Genomic DNA, 15,528 nt, shown 5'->3' with positions numbered 1-15,528 from the left:
CCCCGGTGTCTCCCCGGGGGTGGGAGGCCGGCCCGGCCGGCTTCCCACCCCCGGCCGCTTCCACGGCCCGGCCGACCTCGCCGTCAGCCGAAGGCGGCCAACAGCCGCCGCTCCTTGGCGGGTTCGATGCCGTGCCGCACCGCCGCCCCCGGCCGCCCCTTGCGCCCCTCGGCGTCGGTGTCCTCGGCCGGCCCGCGCGTCCGCAGCCACTCCCAGGTGTCCCGCGCCGTCTCGGCGAACGGCCGGCAGCGCAGCCCGGCCGCCTCCGCCCGGCCGGTGTCGGCCAGCCAGACGCCCGCCAGCTCGGGCAGGTCCGGTGCCCAGAGCGGGAGTTCGGTCCACCAGTCGACCCGGTCCGGCCCCTCGGCGAGCAGCGGCCCGTCCGGGACCGGGACCAGCTCGGTGTCCGCGGCGCCCGCCACCTCCCGGCAGGTCTCCAGCCACTCGCCGAAGCGGAGCCGCCCCGGCGGCGCCGTGGTGACGAACCGCCCCGCCGTCCCGGCCGTCAGCAGGTCCAGCCCGAAGCCGGCGAAGTCCCGGACGTCGATCACCTGCATGGTCCGCCGCGGATCCCCCGGGGCGAGCACCCGCCCGCCGCGCGCCATCCGCTCCAGCCACCAGGGCAGCCGGCCGCCGAACTCGTACGGCCCGACGAGCAGCCCGCTGTTCAGCACCAGCGTGCGCCCGGCGCCGAACCCGGCCAGTACGGCGCGCTCGCAGCCGGCCTTCAGGGCGTTGCCGGGCGGCTGGTCGGGCGGGGTGTCGGCGGGGCAGGGGTGCGGCGCGGAGCCCTCGTCGACCACGTGGGCGGGCCAGTCGGCGAAGGCGTGCACGGAGGAGACGAAGGTGTAGTGCCCGGCCCGCCCGCGCAGCAGCCGGGCGCTGAGCGCGGCCTGGGCGGGCTGCTGGGCGGAGGTGTCGACGACGGCGTCCCAGCCGCGGCCGTCGACCAGCCGGGCGAGGTCCCCGGCGCTGTCGCGGTCGCCCCGGACGGCCTCGACACCGGGCAGGTCGGCGGCGCTGCGGCCGCGGTTGAAGGTGGTCACCCGGTGGCCCCTGGCGAGGGCCTCGGCAGCATAGGCCCGTCCGAGGAAGGACGAGCCCCCAAGCAGGAGGATCTTCATACCGACGACCCTCTCCCGGCCGCCCCGCCGGTACGCCCGGATCAGCGCACAGCAGATCCCGGCGGGCGGAAGCCGCGCGGCGTCCGGTCCGACGTGCCGCCCCACCCGGCCCCGCTTAGCATCCGAGGTGTACCGCGGTCGGCGACCGCACCCCGGCCCGGTGCGCGCCCCGCACGGCGGACCCGCCCGCCGCGCCGGCACCGACGGCCCGCCGGCGTCGAGCGTCCCACCGGTGCCGCGCCGACGGCGCCGCCCCCGCCGACCGGCTGCCCGCCCCGGACGAAGGACCCGTGATGAACCAGCCCGAGCTGGAGGCCCTGGCCGCCGACGCGTACGTCTACGGCTACCCGCTGGTCGCCGGCCTCACCATGGTCGAACGCTTCGACCGTGGTGGCCTGGGCACCCTGCCGGCGGCGCCGTTCAACCACCTCAGCCACGCCACCCGGCTGGCCGGTCCGGCCGACCGCTTCGTCTCGGTCAACAACGACACGGTCTACTCGATCGCCCAGCTCGACCTCTCCGAGGGCCCGCAGGTGCTGCGCGTCCCGGACACCGCCGGCGCCTACTACGTGCTGCAGATCATCGACGCCTGGACGGACAACGTCGCCTACCTCGGCCGCCGGGCCACCGGCACCGGCGCGCAGACCTGGCTGATCGTCCCGCCCGGCTGGCACGGCACCCCCTCGGACCCCGACCGGGTGATCGAACTGCCGACCACCGTCGGCACCCTCGTCGGCCGCTTCGCCTGCGCCGGCCCGGACGACTTCCCCCGGGTCCGGGCCCTCCAGGCCGCCCTCGAACTGGAACCGCTGGAACCCGGAGGCCTGGTCGCCGGACTCCCCGAACCGGACGCGGACGTCCCCGAGCGGCTGGCCTTCTTCGAGCGGCTGCGGGTCTGGATGCAGGCCTTCCCGCCCGCCACCGCCGACATCGAGTACCAGCGCCGCTTCGCCCCGCTCGGCCTGCTCGACGACGGCGCCTCGCCGTACCGCGCGGCCGCCGCCGAATGGACACTGGCGCTGGCCAAGGGCCTGGCCGCCGGCCGCGAACGGGTCGAGGACGCCACCCGCCCGCCCGAGGACCACCCGCCCGGCGAGTGGCGCAGCGCCCTCCACCTCTTCGACTACAACACCGACCACCTGGGCCCCGGCACCCTCGACGACCCCGAGTGGCGCATCCCCGACCGCCGCGCCGCCTACCTCAGCCGGGCCGCCGCCGCCCGGGCCGGCCTCTGGGGCAACCACGCCTACGAGGCCTCGTACGCGATGACCTACGACGACTCCGACGGCCGGCCCCTCACCGGCCTCCACGACTACACCCTGCGCTTCGACCAGCCGCCCCCGGCCGGGGCGTTCTGGTCCGTCACGATGTACTCCGTCCCGGACTACTACCTGGTGGAGAACCCGATCGACCGCTACTCGATCGGCGACCGCACCCCAGGACTGGTCCACGGCGAGGACGGCTCCCTCACCCTGACCCTCCGGCACGACCAGCCCGAGGACCCGACCGCCGCCGCCAACTGGCTCCCCACCCCACCCGGCGAGTTCCGCCCCATCCTCCGCATCTACCAACCCGAACCCGCCGTCCTGGACGGCACCTACCAAGTCCCCCCGATCCACCGCCTCTGACCCCCCCCGGGCCCACCCCGCCCCGCCGCCCCGGACAACCCGCTGGCACCCCGGCCCCTACCGCGCCCGCTGCGCCGCCGCCCCAGCTCCCACCCCGCAAGCCGCGCTGCCCCGTGACCCCGCCGCGCACACCCCGCCACCCGAGCTCCCACCCCCGCACGCCCCGCCACCCCCAGACCCCAACCCGCCAGCACCCCGGCCCCTACCGCGCACGCCCCACCGTCACCCCGGACCTACCACGCACGCTCCGCCGCGATCCCGGCTCCCACCCCGGGTCCCTGCTGCGCCCGCCCCGCCGCCACCCACCTCGGGCCCCACTCCGCACGCCCCGCCAGCACCTCGGATCCCGCCGCGCACGAGAAGTCGGGTGGGCCGACTTCTCGTGCGTTCCCGGTTTTGCGGGCGGAATTATGGCGGTCGGTCTACGTATTCGGCCCCTGGCCCGCCCTCGCCGCGCGCGAGAAGTCGGCCAGGTCGACTTCTCGCGCGCCCGTGCCCTCCGGGTGCTGACCGGGAGGGAGGGCTGCCGCGTTGCGCGGGCCGTTAGTGCGGCGACGGGGAGGCCGTTGCCGTGCCTGTCGGATGTGGCGAGGAGCTCGTCGCTGTGCCCGAGGGGGACGGGGTGCTCGTCGGTGGGCCGGAGGGCGACGGGGACGCGGTGGGTGCCGCCGTGGGCGAGGTGGTGGTGGAACCGCTGGGCACCGGTGTCGCCGGCGTCGAGGACGGCGTCGACGACGGTGACGGATCGGCCGGGGAGGAGGCGGAGCCGCCTCGGTTGTGCGGCCCGCCCTCCAGGGTGACCACCGCCTGGGAGGGCGGCAGAGCGATCCGGGCGGTCCAGTGGGTCGTCGGCGCCTGGTCCTCGTCCACGGTGACGATCACGGTGATCCGCTGGCCGGGCGCCAGGGTGCCGGCGTCACGGCTGAGCCGGAGCCAGCCGGCGTCCGTCGCCGCGTGCCAACGGATCTCCGTGGCACCGGAGTTGGTGATGGTGAGGATGGTCCGGCTGCCGTACTCGCCGGCCTCGACGGTGAGCAGCCCGGCCGGGGCCGGCTCGCCGGTGCCCGTCGTGGAGGCCTGGTCGGCAGCCGGGGCCGGTGCGGCGACCAGGGTCGGGCTGCTGAGCGGGGTGGCGCCGTGGGCCGGGACCGGGATGGCCGCGCCCTGGAAGGTGAGCCGCGGAAATCCGGGAGGCAACGTTTCTGCATCGCTTCCGCGGGCACCGCCCGCGACCATCCCGGGCCCGGCCCCCGCCAGTTCCATCCCGGGCATGCCGGGCGCACCCGCCCCAGCCGGGCCGTCCACCGCGGGCCGGGGCCGCTGCCCGGTCGGCTGCCCGGCCGCGTCCACCCGTACCGCCGACACCGAGGCCGCCGACCCCGACCCGACACCGCCCCGGTGCCCGGCCCAGAGCGCGATCACCGGCGCCGCCAGCACGGCCGCCAGCACGCCGGTGGTCACCACCCGCCGACGCACCGCCAACCCGCGCCCCGCGTCCGGCGCCCGGTGCCGGGGGAAGCCGCTCTGGTCGAACCGCAGCCCCGGCTCCGCGCCCCGAGCACCCGCTACCCGAAGACCCACAGCCCGAGCAGCCGCCGCCGGAGCAGCCGCCCCGCCGGTGACCGCGGCAGCCCCGCCGGTGACCGCGACGGCCCCGAGGAGGTCCGCCGGAGCCCGCAGCAGCGCCAACCCGGACAGCCCCGCCGCCCCCGCCGTACCCTCCGCCGCCTCGCCCGCGGCCACCCGCCCCGCCGTCCCCCGGCAGGTCGGGCAGTCCACCACGTGCTGCACCAGCTCCCGGCGCAGCGCCGGACCGAGTACCCAGTCCCGCCAGGACTCCGCCCCGGCCCCGCCGAGCCGGTCCAGTTCCGGGCAGCTGCCCACGCCGAGCACCAGCAGCGCCGCCCTGGTCCGGGCGACCTCGGCCTCGGCCCCGGCCAGCAGCGCGCGGGTCCGTTCGAACGGCTGGCCCAGTACGGCCGCCACCTCCAGCGGGGTCAGCCGGTGCCGGACGGAGAGTTCCAGCGCCTCGCGCTGTTCCGGGTCGGTGCCGGCGGCCTCGGGCCAGGCGAGCGAGGAGAGCTCGCGCCGCCGTCGGGCCGCCTCGGCCTCGCCGGGCTCGGCCGGGGCGGTCCGCCCGGCCTCGGCACCGGTCGGACCCGGGGCGTCGCCGGCGAGCCGGCGCAGACAGCAGTACCGGGCGAGGGAGAACAGCCAGGCGCGCAGCAGCCCGGGCTCGGCCAGCCGGGCGCCGTGCCGTCGTGCCAGCTCGCGGACCTCGCGCAGGGCGTCGGCGGCCGCGTCGTGCTCGCAGAGCACCGAGAGGCAGTAGGTGAACAGGCCGTCCACCTGCCGGTCGTACGCCGCGAGCACGGCGGCGGCCCGCACCCCGGCCGACCCGCCGGACCCGCCCGACCCGGCAGGTCGACCCGACCTGCCCGGCCTGACCGATCGGGTCGACCGGGCAGGCCCGTCCGGCCCCACAGTTCTCGTCGTCACCCGTCCGACGGTAGAGAACGCGGACGGCTGACCCCGGCCATTCGCCGCGTATGTACTTCTTTCGGGTAACAACATCGCCCATCTGTGTGGACGCGCGGTCGGCCCGCCCGCGGACCCTGGTCGCCGGCCCCGACCCGGCCCCGCCTGCGGACCGCCGTTGTCGGACCCGGACGCTACGGTGGGCGGCATGCCTCCGCGTTCCAAGACCATCGCCAAGCCCCGCCCGGCGTACCGCTGCACCGAGTGCGGCAACCAGCTGCCCAAGTGGGTCGGCCGCTGCCCGGAGTGCAACGCCTGGGGCACGGTCGAGGAGTACGGCGCGGTGCCGATCCGCACCACGGCCGCCGGCCCGGTCAGCGCGCCCGCCCGCCCGATCGCCCAGGTGGACGGCCAGGTCGCGACGGCCCGTTCGACGGGCGTGCCGGAGCTGGACCGGGTGCTCGGCGGCGGCCTGGTGCCCGGCGCGGTGGTGCTGCTGGCCGGCGAGCCCGGCGTCGGCAAGTCCACCCTGCTGCTGGACGTCGCCGCCAAGGCGGCCACCGCGCAGCACCGCACGCTCTACGTCACCGGCGAGGAGTCGGCCGGCCAGGTCCGGCTGCGCGCGGACCGGATCAACGCCCTCTCCGAGCACCTCTACCTCGCCGCCGAGCAGGATCTCGGCGCGGTGCTCGGGCACATCGAGGCGGTCAACCCCGGCCTGCTGATCCTGGACTCGGTGCAGACCATCGCCTCCGCCGAGCTGGACGGCGCCCCCGGCGGCCCGGCCCAGGTCCGCGAGGTGGCGGGCGCGCTGATCCGGGCGTCGAAGGAGCGCGGCATGGCCACCCTGCTGGTCGGCCACGTCACCAAGGACGGCCAGATCGCCGGTCCGCGCCTGCTGGAGCACCTGGTGGACGTGGTGCTGAGCTTCGAGGGCGACCGGCACGCCCGGCTGCGGCTGATCCGCGGGGTCAAGAACCGCTACGGCGCCACCGACGAGGTCGGCTGCTTCGAGCTGCACGACGAGGGCATCGTCGGCCTGGCCGACCCGTCCGGTCTCTTCCTGACCAGGCGTGACAAGCCCGTCCCGGGCACCTGCCTCACCGTCACCCTGGAGGGCAAGCGCCCGCTGGTGGCCGAGGTGCAGGCACTGATGGTGGATTCGCAGATCCCCTCCCCGCGGCGCACCACCTCGGGCCTGGAGTCCCCCCGGATCGCGATGATCCTGGCCGTGGTCGAGCGGCACGGCGGGGTGAAGCTCGGCAAGCAGGACATCTACACCGCGACGGTCGGCGGGGTGAAGCTGACCGAGCCCTCCGCGGACCTCGCGGTGGCGCTCGCGGTGGCCAGCTCCTCCACCGACACCCCGCTGCCCAGCAACCTGGTGGCGATCGGCGAGGTCGGCCTGGCGGGCGAGGTACGGCGGGTGACGGGTGTGCAGCGGCGGCTCGCCGAGGCGCACCGGCTGGGCTTCACCCACGCCCTGGTCCCGCCGGACCCGGGCAAGGTGCCGCCGGGCATGAAGGTGGTCGAGGTGGCCGACATCGGCGAGGCGCTGCGGGCCATCCCGGGCCGCCGCCGTTCGGCCGCCAAGCCGCGCACCGAGCCGCGCGGTGAGGCACCGTCGGCGCCGCCGTCCCCGCGTTCCGCCCGGTCCGCGGACCGCCCGGCGGCGTACCCCGAGGAGCTGATGGACGGCTGGGAGCCGCTCGACTCCGACGAACTGCGCTGACCCAAGCCCTGCCGAGGCCACACACAGTTAGACTTTCCCCAGTCTCATTGGCCAGAAGGCAGTACCGAGCGGTACTGAGCGACAGAGCAACAGACCGCGGACCGGCGCACGGCGTGAGGCGCGCGGCACGGGTCGACCGGAGGAGTCACGTGGCAGCCAGCGACCGGGGGGCGGACAAGGCCTCCCGCGAGGAGGCCCTGCTGCGGGCCTCCCTCACCGCCATCGCGCCCGGTACCGCGCTTCGTGACGGCCTGGAGCGGGTCCTGCGGGCCAACACCGGCGGTCTGATCGTGCTGGGCTTCGACCGGACCGTCGAGTCCCTGTGCACCGGCGGCTTCGTCCTGGACGTCGAGTTCAGCGCCACCCGGCTGCGCGAGCTGTGCAAGCTGGACGGCGCGGTGGTGCTCGACAAGGACATCACCAAGATCGTCCGGGCCGGCGTGCACCTGATGCCGGACTCGACCATCCCGACCGACGAGACCGGCACCCGCCACCGCACCGCCGAGCGGGTCAACCGGCAGACGGGCTACCCGGTGGTCGCGGTCTCGCACTCGATGCGGCTGATCGCGATGTACGTCAACGGCACCCGCCGGGTGCTGGAGGACTCCACCACCGTCCTGTCCCGCGCCAACCAGGCGCTGGCCACCCTGGAGCGCTACAAGCTGCGCCTGGACGAGGTGGCCGGAACGCTCTCCGCGCTGGAGATCGAGGACCTGGTGACGGTCCGGGACGTCACCGCCGTGGCCCAGCGCCTGGAGATGGTCCGGCTGATCGCCACCGAGATCGCCGGCTACGTGCTGGAGCTCGGCATCGACGGCCGACTGCTCTCGCTGCAGCTGGACGAGCTGATCGCGGGCGTGGAGCCGGAGCGCGAGCTGGTCGCCCGGGACTACTTCCCGGAGCGGGCCGCCAAGAAGGGCCGGACGGTCACCGAGGTGCTGGCCGACCTGGAGGCGCTCACCCACGCCGAGCTGCTGGACCTCCAGACCGTCGCCAAGGCGCTCGGCTACTCGGGCTCGCCGGAGTCGCTGGACTCGGCCGTCTCGCCGCGCGGCTACCGCCTGCTGGCGAAGATCCCGCGCCTGCCCAACACGGTCATAGAGCGCCTGGTCGAGCACTTCGGCGGCCTCCAGAAGCTGCTCGCCGCGAGCATCGACGACCTGCAGACCGTCGAGGGCGTCGGCGAGACCCGTGCCCGCTCGGTCCGCGAGGGCCTGTCCCGCCTTGCCGAATCGTCCATCCTGGAGCGCTACGTCTGACCGGACGCGCCACCGTACGGACACCCGAACACCGCGACGGCCCCCGGGGAACCTCCCCGGGGGCCGTCGCGCGTCCGTACCGCACCCCGGCCCGCCCCGCGCACCCCGCCCGCGTCCGCCGTCCGCCCCGCCCGGCACCCCGGACACGGCGGAGCCCCCGGCCGAGCGACGGCCGGGGGCTCCGAGGGAAGGTGACCGGTTCTCAGCCGTCCAGCCGGATCGAGGCCCGCGCCGAGACCTTGTCCCCGGAGAGCCCGGTGAGCTCCGCGAGCACCACGTAGGTGCCGCTCGGCGGCGGCGTCTGGTCGGCGGTCGCGCACTGCGGCTTGCTGCGGCTGCGGTCCCAGGTGAAGGTCTCGGTCTGGTTGCCGTTCGCGCCGAGCTGCACCCAGATGCTGCCCTTGTCGGTCGGGCAGTCGCCGGAGGACCAGACCCGGTCGTTGTTGCTGCCGCTCACCGTGATCACGGAGGCGGTGCGGCCCAGGTCCACCCGGCAGTTGGTGCCGGAGGAGTTCTTGACCGTCAGCGCCAGCCGGGGCTTGTCCTTGGGCTGGTACGAGTTCTGGGTGCCGGCCAGCTCCAGCGCCACCTGCGAGGAGGCGCAGACCGGCAGCGCCATGACCTCGGGGGTGTTGACCGGCGGAGCGCCGCCGCCCGTACCGCCGGAGCCGCCCGTGCCGCCACCGGTGCCGCCGCCGGTCGCCGGCGCGGCGCCGCCCCCGGGGGCCGGGTTGGCCCCGCCGGCGCCGGTGCCGCCGCTGAGGTTGACCTCGGTGCCGCCACCGCCCGCCACCGGTCCGCCCCCGGAGCCGCCGCCCGGGCGCGCCGCGGGGCCGCTCGGTGAGGCGCCGGGCGTGATCGCCTGAGCCGGTGTCTGGTTCTGGGACTGGGAGGGAACGGCCTGTGCGGCGTTGCCCGGTGAGCCGCCGTCACCGCCCCCGCCCTGATCGATCATCAGCCAGGCGATCAGGGCGACGACCGCCGCGACGGCGACGAGCACGATGACGCGCCGACGCCAGTAGATCGAGGCCGGCAGTGGTCCGACGGGTTGACGCAGAGAAGGCACGACCAAACTCTACGAGACTGTGTGTGGCGATTGACTCACCAACACCGCACAGTCGCCCCTTCCTTCACATGATCCGCCATTTGATCCGTTCGAGCGAGCCCCAATCGGACGATTTCCGGTCGGTCCGGAGCAGACTGATCCACTTCGGCCCGGTCGGCGGGCATGGGAGGATCGAAGGGCCATGACTGCCATCACCGCCCCTGCCACCGCCGCCGACGCCGCCCGGCCGCCGATGCCCCTGCCGCTGTTCCACTCGACCGTCCTGGACTGGTACGAGGCGAGCAAGCGGGACCTGCCCTGGCGGACCCCCGACGCCACGCCCTGGGCGGTCATGGTGAGCGAGTTCATGCTCCAGCAGACCCCGGTCAAGCGCGTGCTGCCCGCCTGGGAGGCCTGGCTCACCCGCTGGCCGACCCCGGCCGACCTCGCCGCCGACGCGCCCGGCGAGGCGGTCCGGATGTGGGGCCGGCTGGGCTACCCGCGCCGGGCGCTGCGCTTGCACGCGGCCGCGGTGGCGATCACCGAGCAGCACGACGGCGAGGTCCCGGACGACCACGCCACCCTGCTCTCGCTGCCCGGGGTGGGGGAGTACACCGCCGCCGCCGTCGCCTCCTTCGCCTTCCGCCAGCGGCACGTGGTGCTGGACACCAACGTCCGCCGGGTCTTCGCCCGCGCGGTGACCGGCGTCGAGTACCCGGCCCAGGCCACCACCGCCGCCGAGCGCCGCACCGCCACCGCGCTGCTGCCGGACGACGCCGAGACGGCCGCCACCTGGGCGGTCGGCGTGATGGAGCTGGGCGCGCTGGTCTGCACCGCCCGCGGCCCGGAGTGCGGGGACTGCCCGCTGTTCACCACCTGCGCCTGGCAGCGGGCCGGCCGCCCGCCGTACGAGGGCCCGGCCCGGCGCGGCCAGTCCTACGAGGGGACGGACCGCCAGGTGCGCGGCAAGCTGCTCGCGGTGCTGCGCGAGGCGCACGGGACGGTGCCGCAGGCCCGGCTGGACGCGGTCTGGCCGGACTCGGTGCAGCGGGCCCGGGCGCTGGACGGCCTGGTGGCGGACGGCCTGGTCGAGCCGGTCGAGCAGGGCGTCTACCGGCTGCCCCAGTAGGCGGCGGAACACGAGGGCGCCCCCGGGAGGTCCTCTCCCGGGGGCGCCTTCGTGCGCGGGGACCGTCAGACGGCCGCCGCCTCCAGCGAGGACTCGGCCGGAGCCTCGCCCTTGCCGGTGCCGCGCAGCGGCACCTCGCGGAGGAACACCGCCGCGGCGATCGCGATCACGGCCACCCCGGCGCCCCACAGGAAGACGGTGTGCATGCCGTTGGACACCGCGTGGTGGTAGGCGTCCTGGACGGGAGCGGGCAGTGCGCGCATCGCGGCCGGGCTCATCTGGCCCGGGTCCTTCGCGCCGCCCGCCGAGGCCTGCTCGCCGAGCCGCTCCTTCATGGTGTCGGCCACCCGGTTGTTGAACAGCGCGCCGAACAGCGCGACACCGAAGGAGCCGCCGATGGTGCGGAACAGGGTGGCGGTGGAGCTGGCCACGCCCATGTCCTTGAGCTCGACGCTGTTCTGCGCGACCAGCATGGTGATCTGCATCAGGAAGCCCATGCCGGCGCCGAGCACGACCATCCAGCAGGCCGAGGTGAAGCTGCTGGTCCCGACGCCCATGGTGGAGAGCAGGATCATGCCGCCGGTCATCACGATGGTGCCGATGATCGGGTAGATCCGGTACTTCCCGGTCTTGGTGACGGCCTGGCCGACCACCAGCGAGATCACCAGCATGCCGAACATCATCGGCATCAGCAGCAGGCCGGAGTTGGTCGCCGAGGCGCCCTGGACGATCTGCTGGTAGAGCGGCAGGAAGACGGTCGAGCCGAACATCACGAAGCCGACGATGAAGCCGATGATCGAGACCAGGGTGAAGTTCAGGTTGCGGAACAGGCTCAGCGGGAGCATCGGCTCCTCGACCCGCTGCTCCACGTAGCAGAAGGCGATCAGCGAGGCGGCGGAGAGCGCGGCCAGGCCGAGGATCTCCTTGGAGCCCCAGGCGTACTGCTGGCCGCCCCAGGTGGTGATCAGCACCAGCGAGGTGATGCCGACGGTGAGCAGGATGGCGCCCAGGTAGTCGATCTTGGCGGTGCTGCGGACCTTCGGCAGCTTCAGGGTGACGACGACAACGGCGAGTGCGACGACGCCGAGCGGCAGGTTGATGTAGAAGGTCCAGTGCCAGCTCAGGTGGTCGGTGATGAAGCCGCCGACCAGCGGGCCGCCGATGGTGGCGAGGGCCATCACCGCGGCGAACATGCCCTGGTACTTGCCGCGGTCGCGCGGCGGGACGAGCGCGCCCATGATCGACATGACGCCGACCATCAGTCCGCCGGCGCCCAGGCCCTGCACGGCGCGGAAGCCGATCAACTCGTTCATGTTCTGCGACAGGCCGGACAGTGCCGAGCCCACCAGGAAGATCACGATCGAGGTGAGGAAGGTGCCCTTGCGGCCGTACATGTCGCCGAGCTTGCCCCAGATCGGGGTGGAGGCGGCGGTCGCCAGGGTGTACGCGGTGACCACCCAGGACAGGTGCTCGGCACCGCCGAGGTCGCCGACGATGGTCGGCATCGCGGTGCCGACGATCAGGTTGTCGAGCATGGCCAGCAGCATGGTGACGACCAGGCCGACCATCACGAGGCGGATCTCGCGGGGCGACCGCGGCTGCTCCTCCTCGGTCGTCTTGTCCTCCGGCACCGGGCCGGCGGTCTTGGACTGTGACATGAGGTGGGGTCTCCCGGAGGGTGGTTCGGACGGAGCGTCGTGCCGTGCGGCGGCTCACTTACTTGTCGCCCGGCTAGTTTATCGACCGTCGGCACGGTAGGTTGTTTCCTAGCCGGTCGTCAAGCCAGTTTCCCGACCGGCCTTCTGGGCAGGGAGAATGGGCCCGGGGCGGACACCGCTCCGGGGTCCGCAGTAGTCACCGACGCAGTCATGAGGCAGGCCATGGGCACTCCGCACAGCCCCCGCAGCGACACCCGGGCTCGCATCATCGAGGTGTCACTGGAGCTCTTCGCCGAGCAGGGCTACGAGCAGACCTCACTGCGCGAGATCGCCGACCGCCTGGGCGTCACCAAGGCCGCGCTCTACTACCACTTCAAGACCAAGGACGACATCGTCCTCGGCATCGTCGAGCGGATGGCCGCGCCGATCGACGAGTCCATCGCGTGGGGCCGCAAGCAGGCCTGGAGCCCGGAGATGCGCGACGAGCTGATCCGCCGCTTCGCGGACGGGATGGCCGAGCGGGCCCCGCTGCTGCGCTTCTTCCACGAGAACCAGCCCGCGCTGCGCGAATCCCCGGCCGGGCTGGCCTTCCGGGACCGCATGATCACCATGATGCAGCTGGTGCACGGGCCGGGGGCGGACTTCCACGACCGGCTGCGGGCCGCGATGGCGCTGTTCACCGTCCACTCGTCGCTGTTCCTGCTCAAGCAGGACAAGGCGGACTGCGGCCACACCCCGAACGTGTGGGGCGAGCAGCCGCCCCCCGCCGGCCTGGACGAGGCGATCGGGGCGGCCCGGGACATCGCGCTGGAGATCGGCGCCGGGATCAGCCACCCCGCCCGCACCACCGGCTGAGGGCGCCGGTCCCGCAGGGCCCGGCGCCCGGGGCGGCTCAGAAGTCCGTGACGCCGTGCCCCGCCAGGTACGCGATCGGGTTGACCACCGCGCCGTAGCGGTTGCTGGTGCGGATCTCGAAGTGCAGGTGCGGGCCGGTCGAGTTGCCGGTGCTCCCGGACAGCCCGATCCGCTCGCCCGCGGACACCCGCTGGCCCGCCGAGACGGTGACCGAGGACATGTGGGCGTACTGCGCGAAGTGCCCGTCCGCCAGCCGCAGCACGACCTCCTTGCCGTACGCGCCGTCCCAGCCGGCCGACACCACGCTCGCGTCGCCGACCGCCAGCAGCGGCGTGCCCGGGGAGACCGCGAAGTCCACCCCGGTGTGGTACCCGGCGGCGTAGCTGCGGTTGGCCTTCCCGTACGGGTTGCTGGTCGGCGCGTTCGGCACCGGTGCCGACCACCCGGGAGTCGGCGCGGGCCCGGACTCCGGCGCGGGTCCGGCCTCCGGGGCCGGCTCGTCGGCGGGCTCCGGCTCCGGCTCCGGTGCCGGCGGTTCGAACGGCAGCAGGTTGGGCGCCACCGTCACGAACTCCTGTGCCGAGTCGCCGTCGTCGGGCAGCTTGTACGGGCTGGGGCCGGCCACCTGGACCAGCCCCGCGCTCGGCACCTCCGCCCGCGGCACGGTGAAGGCCGAGCTGCCCGGCGTGGTGGGCCGTACGGTCTGCGCCGAGGCGGTGCCCGGGGTGGCCACCAGCAGCACGCCGGCGAGCAGCGTGGCGACCGCTCCGGCCGAGGCCAGCGCGTGGTCGTGCTCGGCCCGCTGACGGCTGCCGGGCAGGGTGGTGTGCCGGGGCGCCCCGAGGGCGCGCAGCGGCGCGGCCTGGGTGCGGACGGCGTGGCCGATCCGGGGCTGCCAGACGGCGGCCCGGGCCGCCGCCTGGGCGGCGAGCCGGCGCAGGGCCGGCCCCACGGGTGGGACGGTGGACATCTGCCGTACCTCACGGATCGTACGAGGGCAGCACGAAGCGCCCGTTCGGGCGCGTGCTGAGCGGGGGACCACTCAGGTGTAACGGTCACCGGGCGGAGTCCCAAACGCGGTGATGTACTACGGCGTGTAGTCATCGTGGCGCCGGAGATTCAAACCGACGGAGCAATGATCATGAGATCGGATCGCGCATGACCGCTCCGGGCCGTCCGCCACTTCCCCGGCCCCGCTACTACCGCCGGTCGTACCGTGCCGGAGGCCTGTGACCAGCACCACGCGCGGCCGGGGTTTCGCGGGCTCGAACCGCTTTCCGTCCGCACCGCTGACCGGTCCGGCCCGCTGCGGGACCATCGAGCCATGTATGGCAACAGGAGCGAAGACACCGACGCCGGTGACCGCCCGAGCCTGCCGGACCGCCGCTTCGCCGCCCTGCGCGGCTGCGAACGGCTGCTGTCCGGGGCCCGGCCGCAGAGCATCCGCGAACGCCTCGCCGACCTGGCCGGCCCGCCGCCGGGCGCCGCCCCCGACCCGGACGCCGCCGGTCCGGACGGAGCACCCGACCCGGACGCCGCCCCTGAGCCGCATGGCGCCCCCGACCTGGACGGCCGCCCGGACCAGTACGGCGACGGCGTGGTCCGCACCCTGGAGCACCGGGTCGCCGAGCTGCTCGGCACCGAGGACGCGGCCTTCTTCCCGACCGGCACGATGGCCCAGCAGATCGCCCTGCGGATCCACGCCGAGGCCGCCGGGTGCCGCACCGTGGTCACCCACCCGCTGGCCCACACCGACCGGCACGAGCGGCACGCGCTCGGCGTGCTGTCCGGGCTGCGCAGCCTCTGGCCGACCGCCGAGCCGCGCCAGCCCACCGCCGAGGAGCTGCGCGCCCTGGACGAGCCCTACGCCGCACTGAGCCTGGAGCTGCCGCTGCGCGACGCCGGGTTCGTGCTGCCCGGCTGGCCGGAGCTGGTGGAGCTGGCCGCGGTGGTGCGGGAGGAGCACGGCGCGGCGCTGCACCTGGACGGCGCCCGGATCTGGGAGTCCGCGGTCGCCCTCGGTCGGCCGCTGCCGGAGCTCGCCGGCCTGGCCGACTCGGTCTACGTCTCCTTCTACAAGACGCTCGGCGGGATCAGCGGCGCCGCGCTGGCCGGCCCGGGCGGCTTCGTCCGCACCGCCCGGGCCTGGCGGCACCGCTACGGCGGCCAGCTCTACCAGCAGTGGCCGTTCGCGCTCGCCGCGCTGGCCGGGCTGGAGCGCGAACTGCCGCGGCTGGCCGGGTACGTGGCGCACGCCCGGACGGTCGCCGGGGCGCTGGCCCGGGCGTTCGCCGCCGTCCCCGGCGCCCGGGTGCATCCGGCCCCGCCGCACACCCACCAGTTCCAGCTCTGGCTGCCGTACCCGGTCGGGGAGTTGGAGGAGGCCGGGCTGGGGCTGGCCGAGGACACCGGGATCGGGCTGTTCGGCGCCTGGCGCGCGGGCGGGCCGCCGGGGCTGTCGGTGACCGAGGTCACGGTCGCCGCGTCCGCCCTCGACTGGACCGCCGTCGACGTCGCGGTGGCTTCCGCCGCCTTCCTGGACCGGCTGCCGGCCGTCCGGGCCTGACAAAGCGTCCGGCCCGCCCCCGCGCGCTGCGGGGACGGGCCGGACGTGGAGTTG

General features: G+C 75.0%; 11 protein-coding genes. 6 read left to right on the top strand and 5 right to left on the bottom strand.

The window, feature by feature from the left end; translation table 11 throughout:
* Positions 1–83: 83 nt before the first annotated feature.
* Positions 84–1,124 (bottom strand): NAD-dependent epimerase/dehydratase family protein, encoded by a 1,041-nt coding sequence (locus tag ACFVU7_RS11270; protein ID WP_388044918.1) that lies wholly within the window; start codon positions 1,122–1,124, stop codon positions 84–86.
* Positions 1,125–1,417: 293 nt separating this feature from the next.
* On the opposite strand from ACFVU7_RS11270, the gene ACFVU7_RS11265 reads away from it, so the two are divergent.
* Positions 1,418–2,752: a DUF1254 domain-containing protein gene (locus ACFVU7_RS11265; RefSeq protein WP_117488356.1), complete on the top strand. Its 1,335-nt coding sequence runs from the start codon at positions 1,418–1,420 to the stop codon at positions 2,750–2,752.
* 543 nt (positions 2,753–3,295) lie between these two features.
* Here the strand turns inward: ACFVU7_RS11265 and ACFVU7_RS11260 are convergent.
* A complete protein-coding gene (locus ACFVU7_RS11260) occupies positions 3,296–5,140 on the bottom strand; it encodes a sigma-70 family RNA polymerase sigma factor (protein ID WP_388044917.1) in 1,845 nt (614 codons plus the stop codon).
* A 298-nt stretch (positions 5,141–5,438) separates the two neighbouring features.
* Here ACFVU7_RS11260 and radA point away from each other — a divergent pair, with 298 nt between their 5' ends.
* Both radA and disA read left to right on the top strand, forming a co-directional pair.
* On the top strand, positions 5,439–6,962 hold the full coding sequence (gene radA, locus ACFVU7_RS11255; RefSeq protein WP_387967216.1) for a DNA repair protein RadA: 1,524 nt from the start codon (positions 5,439–5,441) through the stop codon (positions 6,960–6,962).
* Positions 6,963–7,162: 200 nt separating this feature from the next.
* Entirely contained in the window at positions 7,163–8,221 is a 1,059-nt protein-coding gene (gene disA, locus ACFVU7_RS11250) for a DNA integrity scanning diadenylate cyclase DisA (RefSeq protein WP_049659060.1), read from the top strand.
* Between the two features lie 202 nt (positions 8,222–8,423).
* Here the strand turns inward: disA and ACFVU7_RS11245 are convergent, their stop codons facing one another.
* On the bottom strand, positions 8,424–9,287 hold the full coding sequence (locus ACFVU7_RS11245; RefSeq protein WP_074001711.1) for a hypothetical protein: 864 nt from the start codon (positions 9,285–9,287) through the stop codon (positions 8,424–8,426).
* Positions 9,288–9,468: 181 nt separating this feature from the next.
* Here ACFVU7_RS11245 and ACFVU7_RS11240 point away from each other — a divergent pair, with 181 nt between their 5' ends.
* Entirely contained in the window at positions 9,469–10,395 is a 927-nt protein-coding gene (locus tag ACFVU7_RS11240; protein WP_049652529.1) for an A/G-specific adenine glycosylase, read from the top strand.
* Positions 10,396–10,460: 65 nt separating this feature from the next.
* On the opposite strand, the gene ACFVU7_RS11235 is transcribed toward ACFVU7_RS11240, so the two are convergent.
* The gene (locus ACFVU7_RS11235) at positions 10,461–12,053 is read right to left on the bottom strand and encodes an MDR family MFS transporter (protein ID WP_074001710.1); all 1,593 of its coding nucleotides are present in this window, start codon (positions 12,051–12,053) and stop codon (positions 10,461–10,463) included.
* A 222-nt stretch (positions 12,054–12,275) separates the two neighbouring features.
* On the opposite strand from ACFVU7_RS11235, the gene ACFVU7_RS11230 reads away from it, so the two are divergent.
* Positions 12,276–12,908 carry a TetR/AcrR family transcriptional regulator gene (locus tag ACFVU7_RS11230; protein ID WP_053112112.1) on the top strand — a complete coding sequence of 211 codons (633 nt, stop codon included), beginning with the start codon at positions 12,276–12,278 and terminating at the stop codon, positions 12,906–12,908.
* A 37-nt stretch (positions 12,909–12,945) separates the two neighbouring features.
* Here the strand turns inward: ACFVU7_RS11230 and ACFVU7_RS11225 are convergent, their stop codons facing one another.
* Positions 12,946–13,878 (bottom strand): M23 family metallopeptidase, encoded by a 933-nt coding sequence (locus ACFVU7_RS11225; protein WP_074001709.1) that lies wholly within the window; start codon positions 13,876–13,878, stop codon positions 12,946–12,948.
* A 354-nt stretch (positions 13,879–14,232) separates the two neighbouring features.
* Between ACFVU7_RS11225 and ACFVU7_RS11220 the strand changes: the two genes are divergently transcribed.
* A complete protein-coding gene (locus ACFVU7_RS11220; protein ID WP_388044916.1) occupies positions 14,233–15,474 on the top strand; it encodes a threonine aldolase family protein in 1,242 nt (413 codons plus the stop codon).
* Positions 15,475–15,528: the final 54 nt, after the last annotated feature.

It is taken from the genome of Kitasatospora sp. NPDC058046, from assembly GCF_042885595.1.
Lineage (GTDB): Bacteria > Actinomycetota > Actinomycetes > Streptomycetales > Streptomycetaceae > Kitasatospora.
This window is presented reverse-complemented; position numbering and strand designations above follow the sequence as displayed.